This is a genomic window from Moorena sp. SIO3E8 (genome assembly GCF_010692445.1).
GTDB lineage: Bacteria > Cyanobacteriota > Cyanobacteriia > Cyanobacteriales > Coleofasciculaceae > Moorena > Moorena bouillonii.
On the sequence record NZ_JAAHHM010000047.1, the window covers coordinates 33,132 to 51,462 of the forward strand.

Annotated in this window: 18 protein-coding genes; 7 read left to right on the top strand and 11 right to left on the bottom strand. The window is 44.3% G+C overall.

Annotated elements, in window-relative coordinates; translation table 11 throughout:
• Nucleotides 1–83: 83 nt before the first annotated feature.
• A complete protein-coding gene (locus F6K46_RS20115; RefSeq protein WP_293060409.1) occupies nt 84–242 on the bottom strand; it encodes a hypothetical protein in 159 nt (52 codons plus the stop codon).
• A 381-nt stretch (nt 243–623) separates the two neighbouring features.
• Here F6K46_RS20115 and F6K46_RS20120 point away from each other — a divergent pair, with 381 nt between their 5' ends.
• The 3 genes from F6K46_RS20120 (at nt 624) to F6K46_RS20130 (ending at nt 4,430) form a co-directional block, all read left to right on the top strand.
• Nucleotides 624–1,271, top strand: coding sequence for a response regulator transcription factor (locus F6K46_RS20120; protein WP_293060411.1), 648 nt, complete (start codon nt 624–626; stop codon nt 1,269–1,271).
• Nucleotides 1,272–1,274: 3 nt separating this feature from the next.
• The gene (locus F6K46_RS20125) at nt 1,275–3,176 is read left to right on the top strand and encodes a CHASE2 domain-containing protein (RefSeq protein WP_293060413.1); all 1,902 of its coding nucleotides are present in this window, start codon (nt 1,275–1,277) and stop codon (nt 3,174–3,176) included.
• A 486-nt stretch (nt 3,177–3,662) separates the two neighbouring features.
• Complete coding sequence (locus F6K46_RS20130) at nt 3,663–4,430, top strand: DUF928 domain-containing protein (RefSeq protein WP_293060415.1); 768 nt, start codon at nt 3,663–3,665, stop codon at nt 4,428–4,430.
• Between the two features lie 1,135 nt (nt 4,431–5,565).
• Here F6K46_RS20130 and F6K46_RS20135 read toward each other — a convergent pair.
• Entirely contained in the window at nt 5,566–6,465 is a 900-nt protein-coding gene (locus F6K46_RS20135; RefSeq protein ID WP_293060417.1) for a solute carrier family 23 protein, read from the bottom strand.
• 257 nt (nt 6,466–6,722) lie between these two features.
• Here F6K46_RS20135 and F6K46_RS20140 point away from each other — a divergent pair, with 257 nt between their 5' ends.
• Nucleotides 6,723–7,145 (top strand): hypothetical protein, encoded by a 423-nt coding sequence (locus F6K46_RS20140; RefSeq protein WP_075900761.1) that lies wholly within the window; start codon nt 6,723–6,725, stop codon nt 7,143–7,145.
• A 271-nt stretch (nt 7,146–7,416) separates the two neighbouring features.
• On the opposite strand, the gene miaB is transcribed toward F6K46_RS20140, so the two are convergent.
• Nucleotides 7,417–8,763 carry a tRNA (N6-isopentenyl adenosine(37)-C2)-methylthiotransferase MiaB gene (gene miaB, locus F6K46_RS20145; protein WP_293060420.1) on the bottom strand — a complete coding sequence of 449 codons (1,347 nt, stop codon included), beginning with the start codon at nt 8,761–8,763 and terminating at the stop codon, nt 7,417–7,419.
• Between the two features lie 404 nt (nt 8,764–9,167).
• On the opposite strand from miaB, the gene F6K46_RS20150 reads away from it, so the two are divergent.
• Entirely contained in the window at nt 9,168–9,377 is a 210-nt protein-coding gene (locus tag F6K46_RS20150; RefSeq protein ID WP_293117280.1) for a hypothetical protein, read from the top strand.
• 88 nt (nt 9,378–9,465) lie between these two features.
• Here F6K46_RS20150 and F6K46_RS20155 read toward each other — a convergent pair whose 3' ends face one another.
• Genes F6K46_RS20155 through gloA form a run of 4 tightly spaced genes read right to left on the bottom strand, consistent with a single transcriptional unit; the run spans nt 9,466 to nt 11,721 of the window.
• Nucleotides 9,466–10,893: a carotenoid oxygenase family protein gene (locus F6K46_RS20155; RefSeq protein ID WP_293060424.1), complete on the bottom strand. Its 1,428-nt coding sequence runs from the start codon at nt 10,891–10,893 to the stop codon at nt 9,466–9,468.
• Nucleotides 10,894–10,896: 3 nt separating this feature from the next.
• Nucleotides 10,897–11,124 (bottom strand): hypothetical protein, encoded by a 228-nt coding sequence (locus tag F6K46_RS20160; RefSeq protein ID WP_293060426.1) that lies wholly within the window; start codon nt 11,122–11,124, stop codon nt 10,897–10,899.
• A gap of 50 nt (nt 11,125–11,174) precedes the next feature.
• Nucleotides 11,175–11,303 (bottom strand): hypothetical protein, encoded by a 129-nt coding sequence (locus tag F6K46_RS20165; RefSeq protein WP_293060428.1) that lies wholly within the window; start codon nt 11,301–11,303, stop codon nt 11,175–11,177.
• Nucleotides 11,293–11,721, bottom strand: a complete 429-nt coding sequence (gloA, locus tag F6K46_RS20170) for a lactoylglutathione lyase (RefSeq protein WP_293060431.1) — start codon at nt 11,719–11,721, stop codon at nt 11,293–11,295. Before gloA ends, F6K46_RS20165 begins: the two co-directional genes overlap by 11 nt.
• Before the next feature lie 467 nt (nt 11,722–12,188).
• Between gloA and F6K46_RS20175 the strand changes: the two genes are divergently transcribed.
• Complete coding sequence (locus tag F6K46_RS20175) at nt 12,189–16,235, top strand: HEAT repeat domain-containing protein (protein WP_293060433.1); 4,047 nt, start codon at nt 12,189–12,191, stop codon at nt 16,233–16,235.
• Here F6K46_RS20175 and F6K46_RS40190 read toward each other — a convergent pair.
• Nucleotides 16,217–16,783 (bottom strand): hypothetical protein, encoded by a 567-nt coding sequence (locus F6K46_RS40190; RefSeq protein WP_366510732.1) that lies wholly within the window; start codon nt 16,781–16,783, stop codon nt 16,217–16,219. The genes F6K46_RS20175 and F6K46_RS40190 overlap by 19 nt on opposite strands.
• Complete coding sequence (locus F6K46_RS40195; RefSeq protein ID WP_366510733.1) at nt 16,692–17,279, bottom strand: Rpn family recombination-promoting nuclease/putative transposase; 588 nt, start codon at nt 17,277–17,279, stop codon at nt 16,692–16,694. Before F6K46_RS40195 ends, F6K46_RS40190 begins: the two co-directional genes overlap by 92 nt.
• A gap of 256 nt (nt 17,280–17,535) precedes the next feature.
• Here F6K46_RS40195 and F6K46_RS20185 point away from each other — a divergent pair, with 256 nt between their 5' ends.
• Entirely contained in the window at nt 17,536–17,679 is a 144-nt protein-coding gene (locus F6K46_RS20185; protein WP_293060435.1) for a hypothetical protein, read from the top strand.
• 71 nt (nt 17,680–17,750) lie between these two features.
• Here the strand turns inward: F6K46_RS20185 and F6K46_RS20190 are convergent, their stop codons facing one another.
• On the bottom strand, nt 17,751–17,876 hold the full coding sequence (locus tag F6K46_RS20190; protein WP_293060437.1) for a hypothetical protein: 126 nt from the start codon (nt 17,874–17,876) through the stop codon (nt 17,751–17,753).
• A 43-nt stretch (nt 17,877–17,919) separates the two neighbouring features.
• Nucleotides 17,920–18,243, bottom strand: coding sequence for a D-aminoacyl-tRNA deacylase (gene dtd / locus F6K46_RS20195; protein WP_293060440.1), 324 nt, complete (start codon nt 18,241–18,243; stop codon nt 17,920–17,922).
• Nucleotides 18,244–18,331: the final 88 nt, after the last annotated feature.

The window sequence follows — 18,331 nt, forward strand, 5'->3', positions numbered from 1 at the left end:
TTATAATAATAGTTTTGGGAAAAATTACGTAGATTGTGTACTAGGCTTATACAAAAACAAAGTACAAAGCACGTTTGTTAGTCTTAAGCGATCGCTAACTCGGAAATTCCCAGACTAGTGATTATACCAGGAAAAACTTTTGCAAGAGGTCTAATGTAAGCACTGCCCACCAGCAACGGATAAATCAGCAAGGTTTGAATTAGGATTGCTATAGTAAGGAACTTGTGGGCAGTGGTGGGCAAAATTTCGAGGATCTAGACTACTCCAAACCACCAAAGTGTTTTTGCCCACCCTACAAGCTTTGTAAAAAACCTACCCTTGTAAGGATAGGGAGATGGTAGACCGGTTTTTGCACAAGGGTCGCGATCTGAAAGTTAAATGCACATTAGCTTAAGGTATCCAGTAAAATTAAAAATTAAAAATTAAAAATTAAAAAGGGTAAATTCACAATGATAAATAACAAATTAAAAATCATCTCAAAAAAAAACACAACAAATATAGCACTACGTATTAAGGTGGGTGTTTGACATTTATAAAAGCAGCAAAAGCTATTATAATCAGCTATTGCCTATTGCCTATTGCCTATTGCCTTGGGCTTAGCGCTATAACAAGTAGACTTAACTATGAAACCAAAAATTATTGTCATTGACGACCACGAATCGGTTCTAGAGGGAACCGTGAGCCAACTGCAAAAGCAATACCCAGAGGCAGAAATTGTTACGGCTAAAACTGCCCAGATCGCTCAAGAATACGTAGAAAGGTTATCCCCTGACTTAGTTGTTGCCGATCTTTCCATTCCCAAGCAGCAGGGGGAGACTGCCCGAACCGATACCGGAATTCAACTGCTCAAAACATTAATGAAACTATACCCTACCCTCAATATAGTTGTTCAAAGCGCTAATATCAAAGCCTTAATCCGTTTAAAACCTGCTATTAATGAACATGAAGGAGGCTTTACCATCGTAGATAAAAGCCTGCCCCAAAAAGAAATGTTAATTAAAGTTGACTGGTCACTTCAGGGATTGATTTACACCCCCAAAGCGATGCGAAATGGCTTGGAAATCAAATCCGAATGGCTAGACGTTCTAACCTTAGCCTTTGAAGAAGGATTACAGGATAGAACCATTGCTCAGCGGATGCAAATCTCCGAGCGCACCGTGCGTAACTATTGGACTAAAGTTCAAGACGTTTTAGGGGTTTATCCAAAACCCGGTGAAAATATTCGCATTAAAACCGAGAAGCGGGCAAGAGAAGTCGGTCTAATCGATTGAGCTATGAAACGTTTTACTGAGGAGGAAATTAAAACCTGGCGGGTAGGATTTATTCCAGGACTAGTCCTGATCGGACTAGTAATCCTATTTCGCCTCACTGGCTCCCTGCAAAATCTAGAATGGATTGCTCTGGATAGTTTTCTCCGTTGGCGTCCTGAGGAATCTATTGATAAAAGAATTCTGATTGTTGGTATTAATGAAGAAGACATCCGAAGCATAGGTACCTATCCCATACCCGATCGAGACTTAGCATCACTGCTGAGAAAACTAGCAACCTATAACCCTAGAGCTATTGGTATTGACATCATCAGAGATTTACGGGTTGAGCCTGGTTACACTGACTTAGTCGCAGCATTTCAGGCTATCAAAACCGTGATTGGCATTGAAAAAGTCTTACCTGGCAAATATGGCGATACCATTAATCCACCACCCACCTTACCCCCCAAACAAGTTGGCTTTGCCGATGCCATACCTGACGCTGACGGACACATCAGGCGCAGTTTACTAGGAACTTCAAATCTCGAAGGAGAGTATAAATTTTCTCTAGCTATACTGCTAGCAGAAGCGTATTTATGTAAACAAGGAATTTGCCTAACCAATGGCACTGATGACCCAATAGCCATGCAGTTTGGTACTACGGAACTCACTCGCTTTCGCCCCAATTCCGGAGGCTATGTCAGAGCCGATGCTGGGGGAAATCAGATCCTAATTAATTTTCGCAATGCTCGGGAACCGTTTCGGATCGTATCCCTCAACGATATCCAAACTGGCAACATTGATCCAAGCTGGATTCGCGATCGCATAGTCCTGATTGGTATCACTAGCCCTAGCGTTAAAGATATTGTCAATGTTTCTGCTATCCCTAGCTCTACTCCTGGATTAGTATTTGGTGTAGAAGTGCATGCTCATACAGTTAGTCAAATCATTAGTGCTGTTCTCAATGGACGACCATTGTTAAGGGTTTGGTCAGATAGCTGGGAATATATATGGATTATGGTTTGGGGCTTTCTGGGTATCAGCCTCGCTAGACTAACTAAGACACCGCGACAGAATCTATTGAGTGTTAGTCTTGCTGGCATTAGTTTGGTGGCACTAAGTTATTTGCTTCTGATCTGGGGTTGGTGGATACCTGTAGTACCAACCTGGTTCGTTTTAACTGTCAATGGTGTCAGCATCAATGCCTTCTATCTATACCAGCAAACCTTAAAATCCCGCATAAATGAACGGCAATATATGATTGATTATACCTTTGACATCATTCATAATGGACCATTACAAACCTTAGCTAGGATACTCAGCTGCACTCAAGATCAGGATTTATCTGATGAGCAATTGCGCTCTCAACTAGAACAGTTAAACCAAGAACTCAGAGCAGTTTATGAATCAGTGCGTCGAGAAACCCTAACCCAAGATAGCAGTATCCATATCGGGATTGATTTAGACCTAGATTTGGAGCAACCCACTCACGAGATTCTCTATGAAGTTTATAGCAATACCCTAGCCTTAAACTTTCCTTGCTTTGAAACCATTCAGGTAAAAATTATAACATTTGACCCAATCGATAGTCCGCCATTAAGTATCGAACAGAAGCGAGGATTGTGTCGATTTATGGAAGAAGCATTGTGCAATGTCGGTAAATATGCCAAAGGGGTAACTCGTCTGAAAGTTACCTGCACCCAAACCGAAGGTATTAATATTATTCGCATTCAAGATAATGGGTTGGGCATTAGCTCATCATCTCAACCCAAGAAATCTAAGCCTTCAGCAGGTCGGGGAACTAAACAAGCTAGAGCACTAGCGCGACAGCTAGGGGGAAGGTTTAAGCGATCGTTTTTGTCTCCTAAAGGAACAGTTTGTGAACTCACTTGGTCTGTTAAAAAAGGTCGATTTTGGTTTTTAAACTAGGTATTATATATAGCAATCATACGACTTGTGAGGTACAAATTTCTGGTTTTTAGGGAGCAGGGAGCAGGGACCAGGGACCAGGGACCAGGGACCAGGGACCAGGGACCAGGGACCAGGGACCAGGGACCAGGGACCAGGGACCAGGGACCAGGGACCAGGGAGCAGGGACCAGGGACCAGGGACCAGGGACCAGGGAAGAGGTAAAAAATAATGTGTACCTCATGAGTCCTAGAAACGCTATATTAGCTGATAGCTGATAGCTGATAGCTGTTAGCTGATAGCTGATAGCTGATAGCTGATAGCTGATAGCTGATAGCTGATAGCTGATAGCTGATAGCTGATAGCTGATAGCTGATAGCTGTTAGCTGTTAGCTGATAGCTGATAGCTGATAGCTGTTAGCTGTTAGCTGTTAGCTGTTAATCATTTATTAATGGCAATTTTAAATTTTTAATTTTATGATGTTGGCATAATTAGAGGCTAATTTAATGAAGAGAAGATTTCAGTTACTCAACCATTGCTTAGATAATCACCGATTGACTATTGGTGTGTTTAGTCTATTTTTAGGGATGACAACTGTAGCCCTAGCCGACTATAAACCACCTTCTGAGCCATCTCATCCCGAACAACCTACAATTATTAGCGGTACCAGGGGAGGATGTTCTAAGAATGGACAAGCAAACTTAACTACACTAGCTCCTCAGGAACATATTGGAAAAACTGTTTCGACTCACCCAACCTTTGCTTGGTTTGTACCGGATGCTGAAGCATTGCCAATGAAATTTCAGCTTTATCAAGATGATGTAAATGAGCATCCCCAACCCATACAAAATATTGAATTGCAAACAACACCAGGAATAATGACTCACTCACTATCAGAGGATGAACTAGGCTTATCCGTGGGACAGAGATATCTTTGGCAAGTGGTCATTATGTGTGAACCCAATCATCCATCGAGTGCTATCATAGCCCAAGCTTATATCGATATCGTTCAAAAGTCACCAGATTTAAAAATAGCCCTTGCTGCAGCCACTAACCCCGTTGATAGGGCAGATATCTATGCTGACAAAGGTTTCTGGTATAATGCCTTCGGTGAAGTTGTGGGTTCTGCTGACGATGCTAGACATAGAGAGTTAAAGCTAAATCTTTTAACTGATTTAGCAAAAATCGAGGCATCTGGAAATTCACACTATGCCAGCCAAAAGAGTGAGCGAATCAAGCAGATTTTAGAGATAGAACGGAAAGCCCGTTTGTAACTAAGTTAAGTGTAAGCATTTAGCTAATGCGCTACGCGCAGGCTACGCCAACAGCTGATAGCTGACAGCTGACAGCTGAATGCTTACCACCATAGTGAAAGTTAACACCGATAGACAACTTCAAATCAAGTTTTGCAGTTTTCAGCAATAGTCATAGTATAATTATGCATTTACTGTTTCTCAACTTGGAAAGTAAGTTAGCATAAAACGTGAATGCATTACCTGTTTCATTCTTTTATTGTATTAAGTAAGGGAACAGTTAGTCGAGGAGACAAGCATGGACTACTGTTTCCGATTCCTTCAATAGTTGTTGATAGTTTTTGGTCTGCTCAAGGTACCTAGTCATTTATAGGTGCCTTTTTGTTAACAGTGCAGCTCTCCCGGCATTTTGGGATAAACTGTAGAATACGTTACAAATTAAAATTTGGTGGGTTAACTTAGATGTAGTTGAATGACCAAAGTTTTGGAAGCTCTTGAAATCCCGTAGGTTGGGTGGAGAGAGGACACCCAACGCAATCGGTTGTCGTGGTTGGGTTGAAGTATGAATCCCAACCTACATCGACGCCTATTTGTCAGTCAATCAGATAGTGTAAGTTCACACCGATATACAACCTCGAAGTAAGTGTTGCAGTTTTTAGCAATCGTGATAGCGTAATTGTGCAGTTGCTGTTTCTCAACTTGGCAAGTAAGTTAGCATAAAACGTGAATGCATTACCTGTTTCATTATTTTAATGTATTAAGTAAGGGAACAGTTAGTCGAGGAGACAAGCATGGACTACTGTTTCTGATTCCTTCAATAGTTGTTGATAGTTGATAGTTTTTGGTCTGCTCAAGGCACCTAGTCATTTATAGGTGCCTTTTTGCTCACAGTGCGGCTCTCTCGGCCACAGCCCAGACCCAGTAATATCAAGTCTGGTTGAATAGCCATAATTATTCAGGAGAGGGTGGGAGGTGTGGGGAGATGGGGAGATGGGGAGATGGGGAGATAGGGAGATAGGGAGATAGGGAGATAGGGAGATAGGGAGATAGGGAGATAGGGAGATTTTTATTAAGGGTAATTATCCTGAGCTGCTTGTCACCCCTGACAGACCTCAATCCAAGCTACGATGTTCTTCCTTGTATGGAAGTAGCCCATTTAATAACACCCCAAGAATGCTAGAAAGTCCAATCCCTGTCTTGATGCAATAGCGAGTGGGGGAAACCACGGCAGTTGCTCATGGGGGGAACCACGGCAGTCGCTCATGGGGGGGACCCCCAAGACCGCGCTGCCTCCCCAAGACCGCACTGCCTCCCCAAGACCGCGCTGCATCGCTTCCAAGGCAAACCCTCCTGCCTTGACGCTCATTTCCCCTACCCCTAGCATTAAAATTACAGCAACGATCACAAGATTACGGGGTTGTAATAAATCTGCGCTAGAGCGAACAATACTATTCATGCCAATTACCACAATTGTACCAAATAAAACAATTAAAATTCCTCCCATGACTGGCACAGGAATGGTTTTTAAAAGGGCTTCTAACTTTCCTAAAAAAGAGAGTAAAATAGCGATAATAGCTGCCCAGGTCATAATCGCTGGATTAAACGTTTTGGTTAAGGCAACTGCCCCTGTAACTTCCGAATAGGTGGTGTTGGGAGGGCCACCAACAAAAGCCGCCAATATTGTTGATAACCCATCCCCTAACAGGGTGCGATGTAAACCGGGTTCTCGAAGATAATTATTTCCAGTCACAGAACTAATGGCTAACACATCCCCAATATGTTCAATGGCAGGAGCGATCGCAACGGGTACAATAAATAAAATTGCCGGTAAACTAAAACTGGGTCTGGTAAATTCTGGAATTTGAAACCAAGGAGCTTGACTAACAGGTGTAAAATCCACCATTCCTAAGGGTAAAGTTACCAGATCACCGACTCCTATCCCCATCAAAATCGGAACTAATCGTAAAAAACCCCGCCCTAAAATTGCAGTTAGCATGGTGGCTAGTAGAGAAACCATTGCTACACTAATAGCCATCCCTTCGGTGAATTCACTCATAAGTTGCTGACGCTTTTGTCAATTCTCTTGGTGCGCATTCCCGTGGGCGTTGAAACCTCGCGCCGGGGTTGCACCGCTGCTTAAAGGTTATCTTACACTGAACTGAGTGGGGACGCTTGGAAATAATCCCATATCATAACTAGGGATTGATTCAGTAATTCCTCAAGGGACATTACCCACCAAAGCTGATAAGATTCCAAACAACTAGGTTATAACTTTATATAAGTTGATAATTACAAACAAAAAGGGAACAAGCTATGGAACAGAAAGCAACTGCGTCTACTAAACTAGTCACCGGTAACTTTGTGGTGATCCAGGGAGATATCAATCGCAGAATTGGCGATGGTGGTGCTAGCCTCTGGAAAAAGACTTTCAACACAGAAGGACGCTACAAGGGCGGCGCTGCCATCCTGATGTTGATGGTTAAAGGATTGACAGCAACCGACAGTGATGCAGAGGTCAAAATCAATGGTAAAAGTGTAGGGAAGATCTACTCCTACGAGGGAGCTAATCCCAATCACTGGTTTACCCAAATCATTAACATTGGTGCTGGAATACTCAAGGATGGCGATAATGAGCTGGAGGTTGAAGCCGTAGATTTACCAAACCCCTCTGCTGGCGACCTCTATAACGATTTTTACATACGGGATGTGGTTTGCTTCTTCCAGCGGGAAGATTAGGAAACGTCTATAGCGAAAGTATAGTTTAGGACATAGTTTTTGGTTTAAAGGGAACAGGGAATAGGGAATAGGGAATAGGGAATAGGGAACAGGAAACAGCGGATCTCGGAGCAGAAATTATGTTTTAACCTTTACTTCTACTGCTATAGTTTCAGTTTCTATTTTTAAGGGGGTAGGTAAACTACCTGATCAGGCTAGTTTACCTACCCCCGCCCGACTCCCGATTCCCGACTCCCGACTCCCGACTCCCGACTCCCGATTCCCTAATTCCCTATTCCTTTACTCGCTCACCAGTCAAGCTAAAGGCACGAGCTTCAGTAATTTTAACTAGAACTAGCTCACCTTTGAGGTGATTAATATCCCCAGTGAAGAACGTCAGACGATTTCCTTTGGTTCTGCCCATGACTTGAGTATTGTCTTTGGGATTCTGGTCTTCCACCAGCACTTCCTCAATCCGTCCCAGATAACGTTGCGATCGCTCAGCTGCTTTTATCGCAACTAGGTGGTTGAGACGTTGAAGGCGATCGCATTTGACCTCCTCAGGGAGCTGATTTTCCCACAATGCGGCTGGTGTGCCAGGACGAGGAGAATAGGCAGCGGTATTGAGCTGGTCAAAGCCAATATCTTCTACTAGTTTTAGGGTATTTTCAAATTGTGCTTCCGTTTCCCCAGGAAAGCCCACAATCGCATCTGCACTAATCGAAGCATCGGGCATATAGTCTCGAATGGTATTAATAATACGGCGATATTTCTGGTGGGTATAGCCCCGTGCCATAGCTTTGAGAATATCGTTATCCCCAGATTGGAAGGGAATGTGGAAATGTTCGCACACTTCCGGCAACTCGTGACAGGCACGGATCAGACGTTCTGTAAAGTAGCGGGGGTGACTGGTAGCAAAGCGGAGCCGCTCAATCCCGGGTACATTGCTAACATAATACAGTAAATCTGTCAAGGTGTGCTGATGCCGCCCCGATTCAGTCACCCCTGGTAAGTCACGTCCGTAAGCATCAATATTTTGTCCCAAGAGGGTGACTTCCTTATAGCCTTGCCGTCCTAACTCCTCCATTTCTGCCCGAATCGCTTCTGGAGTACGGGATTGCTCTAAACCTCGGACATTGGGGACTACACAGTAGGTGCAGCGTTCGTTACAACCATAAATTATATTTACCCAGGCGCTAATGCTGCTGTCCCGTCTTGGTTTAGTGATGTCTTCAACAATATGAATTGGTTCTGTAGCAACTAGCTGGTTGCCATCAAATACCTGGTCTAGCAAATCCCCTAAACGATTGGCGTGTTGCGGTCCCATGACTAAATCAACTTCTGGGACTCGCCGCAGCAGTGCTTCTCCCTCCTGTTGTGCCACACAACCCGCTACTACCAAGGTCAGGTCTGGTTGTTGGTGTTTGCGCTTTGCCTGTCTTCCTAGGTAGGAATAAACCTTTTGCTCAGCATTATCTCGAATAGTGCAGGTGTTGTAGAGAATTAAGTCAGCCTCGTTGGGATTTTCTGACCACTGGAAGCCGATATCTTCTAGGATTCCAGCCATCCGCTCGGAGTCGGCTTTGTTCATCTGGCAGCCAAAAGTGGTGATATGGTAGCGGCGGGGAAATGAGGTCATCTTACGTTAAACAGCTAAGGATTCGATCAGGGGATCTCCTCTAATTATAGATTTGTTAGACCTACTCTTCTTTGTGATCCCTCTGCCAAAGGTCAACTACACCCCTAGACAAAACCTATAGATAGTTAGCAGCATTTTTCTCTAATCAACATTTTATTAACCAGAAGTTTGGTCTGCTTGCTTTACCTTGATTGACTCTTTAATTATATCCGTAAATACACCTATTTTAAACATCAAGCTATTTCTATATATCCCTAAACTTATCGTTTTTATTGGATTTTAATTAAGTTAAACTAGTATTTTTTTGCTTGTTTTATTATTTTTAATATTTTTTTTTACTTGATTATTTATTTAAAAATCATGCGGATATTGCTGAAAAAGTTGTGAAGTAATGAGTATAAACTTTGAGCAAGGTCACCACAATGGTTTTTCAAAGCTATATCTTGTTGTCTACTCTGTTAGTTACGGTTTTAGGAAGTAATTTTTACCTAGGTGAGTCTAGTTTTCGAGAGGGATATCAGTCTGATTATTTTGAACATCAATTACTAGCTGTACAGCCGGAAAGCTGTCCTCCAGGAAGCGGACGGCGAGAGACTTATGATTGTTTAAGTTGAAAGTATTTAACGTTAATTATTTAGCTAGATACTGCAGGAATTAATAGCTAAATTTCAGGTGAATTTATCAGGTAAATTGAAAAGACTACTACCTGGATTTCCACTGACCATGAAAGCTGAAGGGGATAACCTTTGGTAATCCCAGACGACATATCGGTTCTTGATTTAGGGTGTTTCTACTAAATACCATCACTTCACTAGTATCAGAATTTCCGTCATACACAACTGTTAATATCCAACCCTGGTCAGGATTAAGGCTATCTGGTGCATAAACGGGTTCCGAGAGATAGCGATTTTCCCCTAAATCAGCCACAATCAAGGTGCCAGTTTTGTGGTCAAAACATCCAATTGCACCCAATAATTCTTTACTAATATCGACCACTTCGCGATGTACTGATAGATAAGTATGAGATGAGAATTGTCCTACTAGCTGTTGCGGCACCACAGGAAATTCACAGCTTCTATCCAACAACTGTTGTAACTGCACAACCTGACCAGTGTCAGGATTGATTCGGGCTTGCCACAGGGTTCCTTTCGCTTTGGTCTTAGTTTGACCAGTGGCAACTTCTTTCAAATACTGATTGGTCTGAAAGTCAGCATAACGGACAAAATCAATCACGATCAAGCCATCTTTCTCCACATAACCATTGCTGAAGTGCCACTGATACCAGGGTTCAGCTTCACCGCGACTGACTTCACTAAGGCTGTCACAATCTACGATAATAATTTGGGTTGACTTATTTGGGTGCCACTCCATAGCATCACCATAGCTGCACCAACCCAGAGCTACTTTCAGGAAATTCACTCGCACTGGGGGTACAAAAAATACTAGATACGGCCCTGCCAGAACAAAATCATGGATGAAGGGCAAACCCTCTAGCTGTACTGACCCTTGTTGGATAATTTTGCCAGTGGAGTTGCTTTTGTAAATGTTGAGTCTGCTATTGAGTTCAGCAGTCAGTCCAAAGTTGAAAATCTCTCCAGTTTTGGGATCAATCTTGGGATGGGCAGAAAAGCTTGCTCCTTTGCCTAGGCCAGATAAGTCATCAGTGCCTCTGGTTTCTAAGGTTTGCAGGTCTAAGGCATGGGGATGACCACCTTCCCATAGGGCTAACAATTTATCTGGTAATGGTAGCACTGAGGTATTGGCAGCATTTTTAACTGGCTTACTCCAGCGTTTCCAGATAGGTCCTGGTGTTGTCATGCCATAGTTGGGGTACAGTAATTTGTCAGCAGCTGCTTCTGCTTGATAGCCAGAGGTTTGGACGTAGCGATAAACTCCTGTGGCACCACCAGGGGTAAAATGTACTGCTAAAATTGCTCCATCACCATCAAACCAATGTCCAACCGGTACACCACCTCGCTGTAACCGTGCAGGACCATTTCTATACAGAGAACCTCGCAACCCTTCTGGGATTTTGCCAGAGATGACCGGGAGGGCAGTAGGCGGAAATTCAGTTGCCGGTTTTGCGATCGCATTCGCCCAGCCTTTTGTTGTAGATGCTTGAGGGATCATGTTTTAAAGGGAACAGGGAACAGGGAAGAGTGTGGGGAGATGGGGAGATGGGGAGATGGGGAGATAGGGAGATAGGGAGATAGGGAGATGGGAAACATTTTTATAGTGAGGTGGAATGGGCATCAGGCGTGGAACTGGCATCTTGCCAGTTTCATGGTTATTTGCGGGCGGGCAGGATGCCCACTCTACTTGATAGTGAGGTGGAATGGGCATCAGGCGTGGAATGGGCATCTTGCCAGTTTCATGCTTATTGTCGGGCGGGCAGGATGCCCACTCTACTCCTATTCAAAAGAAGATTCAGCAACGCCGTAAATTTTAGTCTTACCCCGATTCCCGATTCCCGATTCCCGATTCCCGATTCCCGACTCCCGATTCCCGACTCCCGATTCCCTATAGTTATTAGCCAGCAACTGCTGTTGCTTCTGGTTTCTCGGCAGACTCCTGATCTTTGCGCTGGATCAGTTCAATCTTGTATCCACTCGGGTCTTCCACAAAAGCAATCACTGTTGAACCATGCTTCATCGGTCCTGGCTCCCGCACTACCTTACCACCAAGAGATTTAATTTGGTCGCAGGTTTGGTAGATATCGTCTACACCAAGGGCAATATGACCGAAAGCATCCCCGATGTTGTACTGATCAACCCCCCAGTTATAGGTTAGTTCAATAACCGTGTTGTCAGATTCATCCCCGTAGCCTACAAATGCTAAGGTAAATTTTCCCCCTGGATAGTCCTTCTGACGGAGCAGCTTCATGCCTAGGACATCGCAGTAAAACTTGATCGATTCCTCAAGATTGCCGACTCGCAGCATTGTGTGTAGCATTCGCATTAGCTTAGTGTCTCCTCTTGAATCAGTCAATTCGGTTCTATTGTATAGCAGTTGTTAGAGGGAGCAGGGAGTAGGGAGTAGGGAGTAGGGAGTAGGGAATCGGGGAGTCGGGAATCGGGAATCGGGAATCGGGAGTCGGGAGTCGGGAATCGGGAAGAAATCCTGTTTACCTGATGAGTATCAGAATTGCTATAGCATTTTGCTTTGATATCTGAAATATAATTGAGAACCCAGCGCTATCCCTCGAATTCTGATCAAGGTCAGGTTTGGAGGTCTCTCTACTAGACCTGGCAGAGTTTACGAGCTTCTTGTGTCTAGAGTAGAGTTGATTATTCTACAGTTCATTTAGCGATCGCATTTTCCCACTCCCGATTCCCGATTCCCGTTCCCCTCCTGGGAGGGGTTAGGGGTGGGTTCCGATTCCCTACTCCCTGTTCCCTTCAACCAACTAACCTTCAACCCTAAACATGGTCACTTGGGATCCCTATCTAGCATCAATCCGTCAAGAGTACGCCCAATGGTGGCACGTTTATACCCTGACCGATGTCGAAGACCGCAAGCGCAAGGAGCAGCAAGCAACCCCTGGGCTGTTTAACTTTGACCTGATGGTGCAAACCATCAAGTCCGAGCAGCTACAAAGAGACCAGAATCGGGAAGAAACTGAGCGGTTGCCTGTGCTGGCAGGATTGCGGAAGTATGCTGCGGAGCATGTTTTACTGGTAGGACGTCCGGGGTCCGGTAAATCCACAGCCTTAGTGCGATTGTTGGGGGATGAAGGGATACAAGACAAAATTCCAGTACTGGTGGAACTGCGATATTACCAGACATCCGTGTTGGAGTTAGTGAAGCATTTCCTAGAAAGCCATCTTGGTCAACCGCTGGACTCGAAGGAGATCGAAAAACTACTGTTTGATCGACAATTATTGCTACTGATCGATGGCGTAAACGAGCTACCGTCAGAAGCAGCACGCCTGGATTTGACTAAGTTTCGGCAGAAATACCAGAAGACTACTCCCATGATTTTCACCACTAGGGATTTAGGAGTTGGTGGTGACTTAGGGATTGAAAAGAAGTTGGAAATGCAACCCTTGAGTGCAGACCAAATGTCGGAGTTTGTCCGAAAGTATTTGCCTCAACAGGGGGAGCAAATGCTTAACCAATTGGGCGATCGCTTACGGGAGTTTGGGCAAACTCCCCTACTATTGATGATGCTGTGTGCCCTGTTTCAGGATAAGGGAGAGATACCGTCAAATCTGGGTTTAGTCTTTCGCTCATTTACCCAGTTCTATTCTAAGCAAATCAAGCAAGATGTTAAGGTTTCCGATAATGAATCAAGAAAATTTTGGCCTGAGCTGCTGGAACAGTTAGGGTTTGTGATGACAACAGGGGATAACCCTGATAAACCCGAGGAGATAAGCGTTGCTATTGCCAAGACCAAAGCCGAAGAAATTTTAACTAACTATCTACTTAAGAAAGCTGTTGTTAATCCTAATGTTTGCGCCAAGACTTGGCTTGATGACTTACTCAACCATCACTTGATTCAACCATCAGGAGAGTTGATTGAGTTTCGACACCAACTGATCCAAGAATACTATACAGCGGAATATTTATTGAAGCAATTACCACGTCTTAGTGATCAGGAGTTACAACAGGACTATCTCAATTATTTGAAATGGACAGAAACTCTGGTGCTAATGCTGCAATTGGTAGACAATCCAAAGCAAGCAAAGCGGGTGGTAAGGTTAGGGTTAGCAGTGGATTGGCAACTGGGAGCCAGGTTAGCAGGAGCAGTAAAACCAGAGTTTCAGGAGCAGACTGTTGGGTTAGTGGCTCAGTTAAAGGTTCCGAAGTTTTTTAAGGTTGAGCTGTTGGGAATAACTGAATCAGATAGAGCGATACCTGAGCTAACTAAATGCTTGGATGATGACGACTCTTCTGTGGGTATTATGGCGGTATATGCTCTGGAAAAAATTGGTACAGAAGCCACGATTGATCCGTTAATTCAATGCCTGGATGATGACCACCATTCTGTCCATAGGAGTGCGGCAGAAGCTCTGGGTAAAATCGGGATAGAAGCCACCATAGACCCCTTAATTAAATGCCTGGATGATGACCACTATAATGTGCGTAGGAGTGCGGCATCTGCTCTGGGAAATATCGGGACAGAAGCCGCTATAAACCCCTTAATTAAATGGCTGGATGATGACCACTATAATGTGCGTTATAGTGCGGCATTGGCTCTGGTAAATATCGGGACAGAAGCCACTATAAACCCCTTAATTAAATGGCTGGATGATGACGACTATAATATGCGTATAAGTGCGGCATCTGCTCTGGGAAATATCGGGACAGAAGCCGCTATAAACCCCTTAATTAAATGGCTGGATGATGACCACTATAATGTGCGTAGTAGTGCGGCATTGGCTCTGGTAAATATCGGGACAGAAGCCACTATAAACCCCTTAATTAAATGGCTGGATGATGACCACTATAATGTGCGTCTTCATGCGGCATATGCTCTGGGAAATATCGGGAGAGAAGCCGCTATAAACCCCTTAATTAAATGGCTGACAGAAGCCGCTATAAACCCCTTAATTAAATGGCTGGATGATGACCACTTTTGGGTGCGTAGGAGTGCGGCATCTGCTCTGGGAAATATCGGGACAGAAGCCGCTATAAACCCCTTAATTAAATGGCTGGATGATGACCACTATAATGTGCGTTATAGTGCGGCATTGGCTCTGGTAAATATCGGGAGAGAAGCCGCTATAAACCCCTTAATTAAATGGCTGGATGATGACCACTATAATGTGCGTAGGAGTGCGGCATTGGCTCTGGGAAAAATCGGGACAGAAGCCGCTATAAACCCCTTAATTAAATGGCTGGATGATGACCACTATAATGTACGTAGGAGTGCGGCATCTGCTCTGGGAAATATCGGCACAGAAGTGGCGATTGACCCATTAATTAAATGGCTGGATGATGACCACTCTTGGGTGCGTAGGAGTGCGGCATTTGCTCTGGGAAAAATCGGGACAGAAGTGGCGATAGACCCCTTAATTAAATGTCTGGATGATGATATCTATGATGTGCGTAGTAGTGCAGCAGAAGCTCTGGGAAAAATCGGGACAGAAGTGGCGATAGACCCCTTAATTAAATGCCTGGATGATGATATCTATGATGTGCGTAGTAGTGCGGCATCTGCTCTGGGAAAAATCGGGACAGAAGCCACCATCGACCCCTTAATTAAATGGCTGGATGATGACGACTCTTCTGTGCGTTATAGTGCGGCATCTGCTCTGGGAAAAATCGGGACAGAAGCCACTATTCCTAAACTAATTAATCTGCTGAACAACGAAGAATTGGCAGCAACTAATGATAAAGATACTGTTCAGGAAACCATAAAAGCTATTACAGCCATTCAAGAGCGCTACCAAGTCTACAACCCAACCTATCGTCCCAAACCAATTCCCAAACCCGATCCTCCCAAATTTATTACCACTCAAACCATATACATCCTCCACCTCTCGGACCTCCACATCACCACCCCTGACCAAGCTACCCTTTGCTCAAACCAACTCGCCCAAGACCTCAAGCAAGACCTTGAAATCCCTAAGCTTGATGCTCTTATCCTCTCCGGTGATATCGCCAATAAGTCTACTCCAGACGAATACCAGGCTGCACAACAGTTTATCGACAACCTCCGCCAAGACTTCCCCCTAGACCCGAAGCAAATTGTCCTAGTTCCCGGTAACCATGACCTCAACTGGGAACTAGCAGAGGAGGCTTATGAGTTACAGTATCGCAAAAAATACCACGGTGAACTAAAAGAGGGTCACTACATCAAAGTCAGTGAAGAGGTGATTGAAGTCCGAGACGAAGCCAAATACCAACAACGGTTTGCCCACTTCAGCCAATTCTATCAAGCTATCAAAACTGAACCCTATCCCCTCGACTATGACGAGCAAGGGATTATCGACTATTTCCCAAACCAAAACGTGCTGATCCTAGGACTAAACTCGGCTTGGCAACTGGATCACCACTTCAAAGACCGTGCTAGCATTCACTCAGGTGCTCTGAGCAAGGCTTTGAGCGAGATTCGCCGTAATAAAGACTACCGCAACTGGCTGAAAATAGCGGTTTGGCACCATCCCCTCAATAGTGTTGGAAGCGATAGGATTACCGACCAAGGATTCATGGAACGACTCGCTGTTGCTGAATTTCGCTTGTTCCTCCACGGGCACATCCACAAAGCCCAAGCCAGCGTTTTCAGTTACGACAAAATCCCAGGTGGGCGCAAACTCGATGGAATTTGTGCTGGCACCTTTAGCGCACCGACCTTTGAACTACGATCCGCTTATCCCTGGCAATATAATCTACTGACATTTGAAGGTAATCAGCTCACTGTCCGGACTCGCCGCCGGGAAGAAGCCAATGGTGCTTGGAAACCTGATTCACGGTGGACTCAGGGTCCAGGACTTGGTAGTTTGGATTATTATTCCATTGACTTGTAGGGAGTCGGGAGTCGGGAGTTATGTTGTGCCAATAGCTGCTCAAATTCCTCAAGGGAGTTACTCTCAAGAGAGTGATCAATCAACTGTTTCAACCCAGAGATATCCTCTATGCTATTAATCGCTGCCACCAATTCCGCTGATACCGATTCAAAGTGATTTTGTAAAATTTTAACTACTGTCCCTTGTAAACCTTGCCGATATTCTTGAAGTCCTTGTTGAAGTCCTTGTTCCACACCCCTCTTCATTGCCCTTTCTTCCACTCGACTAATTAAAGGCATCTGTCTTTCCTCCTGATAACGTTCGAGTTCTTGATTCAGCTCCTGTTCTAACTGTTCCGGTAAAGCCATCATCTGGTCAATACACTGGAATAGCTTCACTATATCGTTTTTACTATAACCTTGTTCAAAAAGTCTCCGAACCAGGTACCACTTCCATCGCTTGCGCTCCATCGGTTGTTTATGGGTGGCTTTCGTTTTTAAATGAGCCATCACCACTACTGCAAAGCGATGCAGCGCGGTCTTGGGGGTTTCCCCCATGAGCGACTGCATCAAGACAGGGATTGGTACTCGATTCCAACACCTGCCACATTGACTCATAGTTGAGTAATTTAATAATCGGAAATTCTAGACTCAGCCGACAACCTCCCAAGCCATATTCATAGGATGATGGAGACCAAGAAGCATTCTCATCCCCCAATACCGCTAAGCTAATCACAGGTTTTTCGTAGAGGTCAAATGCCCTGTAATGATATTGGTACATTCGTTTGGCAAAGGTTGATTCTTTTTGGCTTTGTACCTCTACATGAATCAAGACCCAAGTTTCATTTCCACCACAGAGCCACACCTGGAATAATTTATCAGCGATCCGTTTTCCTGACTCAGCCGCACCAACTATCTGCTGTAGCTCTGTATCAAGGGCTTGGGGTGTCTGGTTCCAATCAATCAGAGTGTGAACTTCGGGAAAACAAAACTGTAAAAATGACTCAAAATACGCTTGTAATGCTTCTTTCCAAGGATTGTCATAGTCAGCTATTGCTTCACTCATTTCTATCTTTTCATACTACACTAACACTAACAACCATCTAAACACAAAGAGACAACTGCTCTCATTTATGTCATGGTATTCAATGTATAAAATTGTAGATAAAAATATAATACTATGGAGAGATTAATCCTCAAATTACTGAAAGCAATCTCTAGGATTTATAAAATAGGTTAAGTACACAATTTTTGAATTTTATGGAAATTGTTCTAGTTCCTGGTAACCATGACCTGAACTGAAAGCAAAAGAGGCTGAAGTAATGCGATGCTCTGAAAGAGCCGCTACGCGAACGCAAAAAATACCAAGGTCAAATCGAACAGAGTTGAAAATAGGGGTTTGGGACTATCCCAGAGCTAATGCTGGATGCGATGGCCTTTCGGCCACGCTACGCGATTGGCCGTAGGCCACGCTAAAAGCGAACGCATTACTGACCTTGGATTCATCGAACAACTTGCCCAAGCTGAATTCCGCTTATTATTCCATTGACTTGTCTTGAGTCGGGAATCGGGAGTCGGTGTAAGACGAAAATTTACTGTACCTCGTCAGTATGATAAACGCTATAAAAATGTTTCCCATCTCCCCATCTCCCCATCTCCCCAAACTTCCCACACTCCCTGTTCCCTGTTCCCTGTTCCCTGTTCCCTTAGCGCACTAATGCCTCTTTCTCCAACAACAGTGTCACAGGACCATCATTCTCTATACAAACCTCCATCATAGCACCAAACTCACCAGTTTCTACCCGCAACCCACTCATCCGTAACTTATCCACAAATAGTTGATATAATGCCCTAGCGTATTCTGGAGCAGCGGACTGACTAAAGGAAGGGCGACGTCCTTTGCGACAATCTCCGTAAAGGGTAAACTGGCTAACCACCAATAGCTCACCACCTATATCCTGCACGGACTTTTCCCAACGGTCATTACCAGTAGTGCAACATTTAACCTGTGCAAACCTACTTATCAGCAGGAATGACCTGTATAGCACCAGGTGAAAACCTGGTGGTTGATTAAACTAAGCCGGTGAGTCGCCCCACCGACTCGTCTTCAGAACCGGA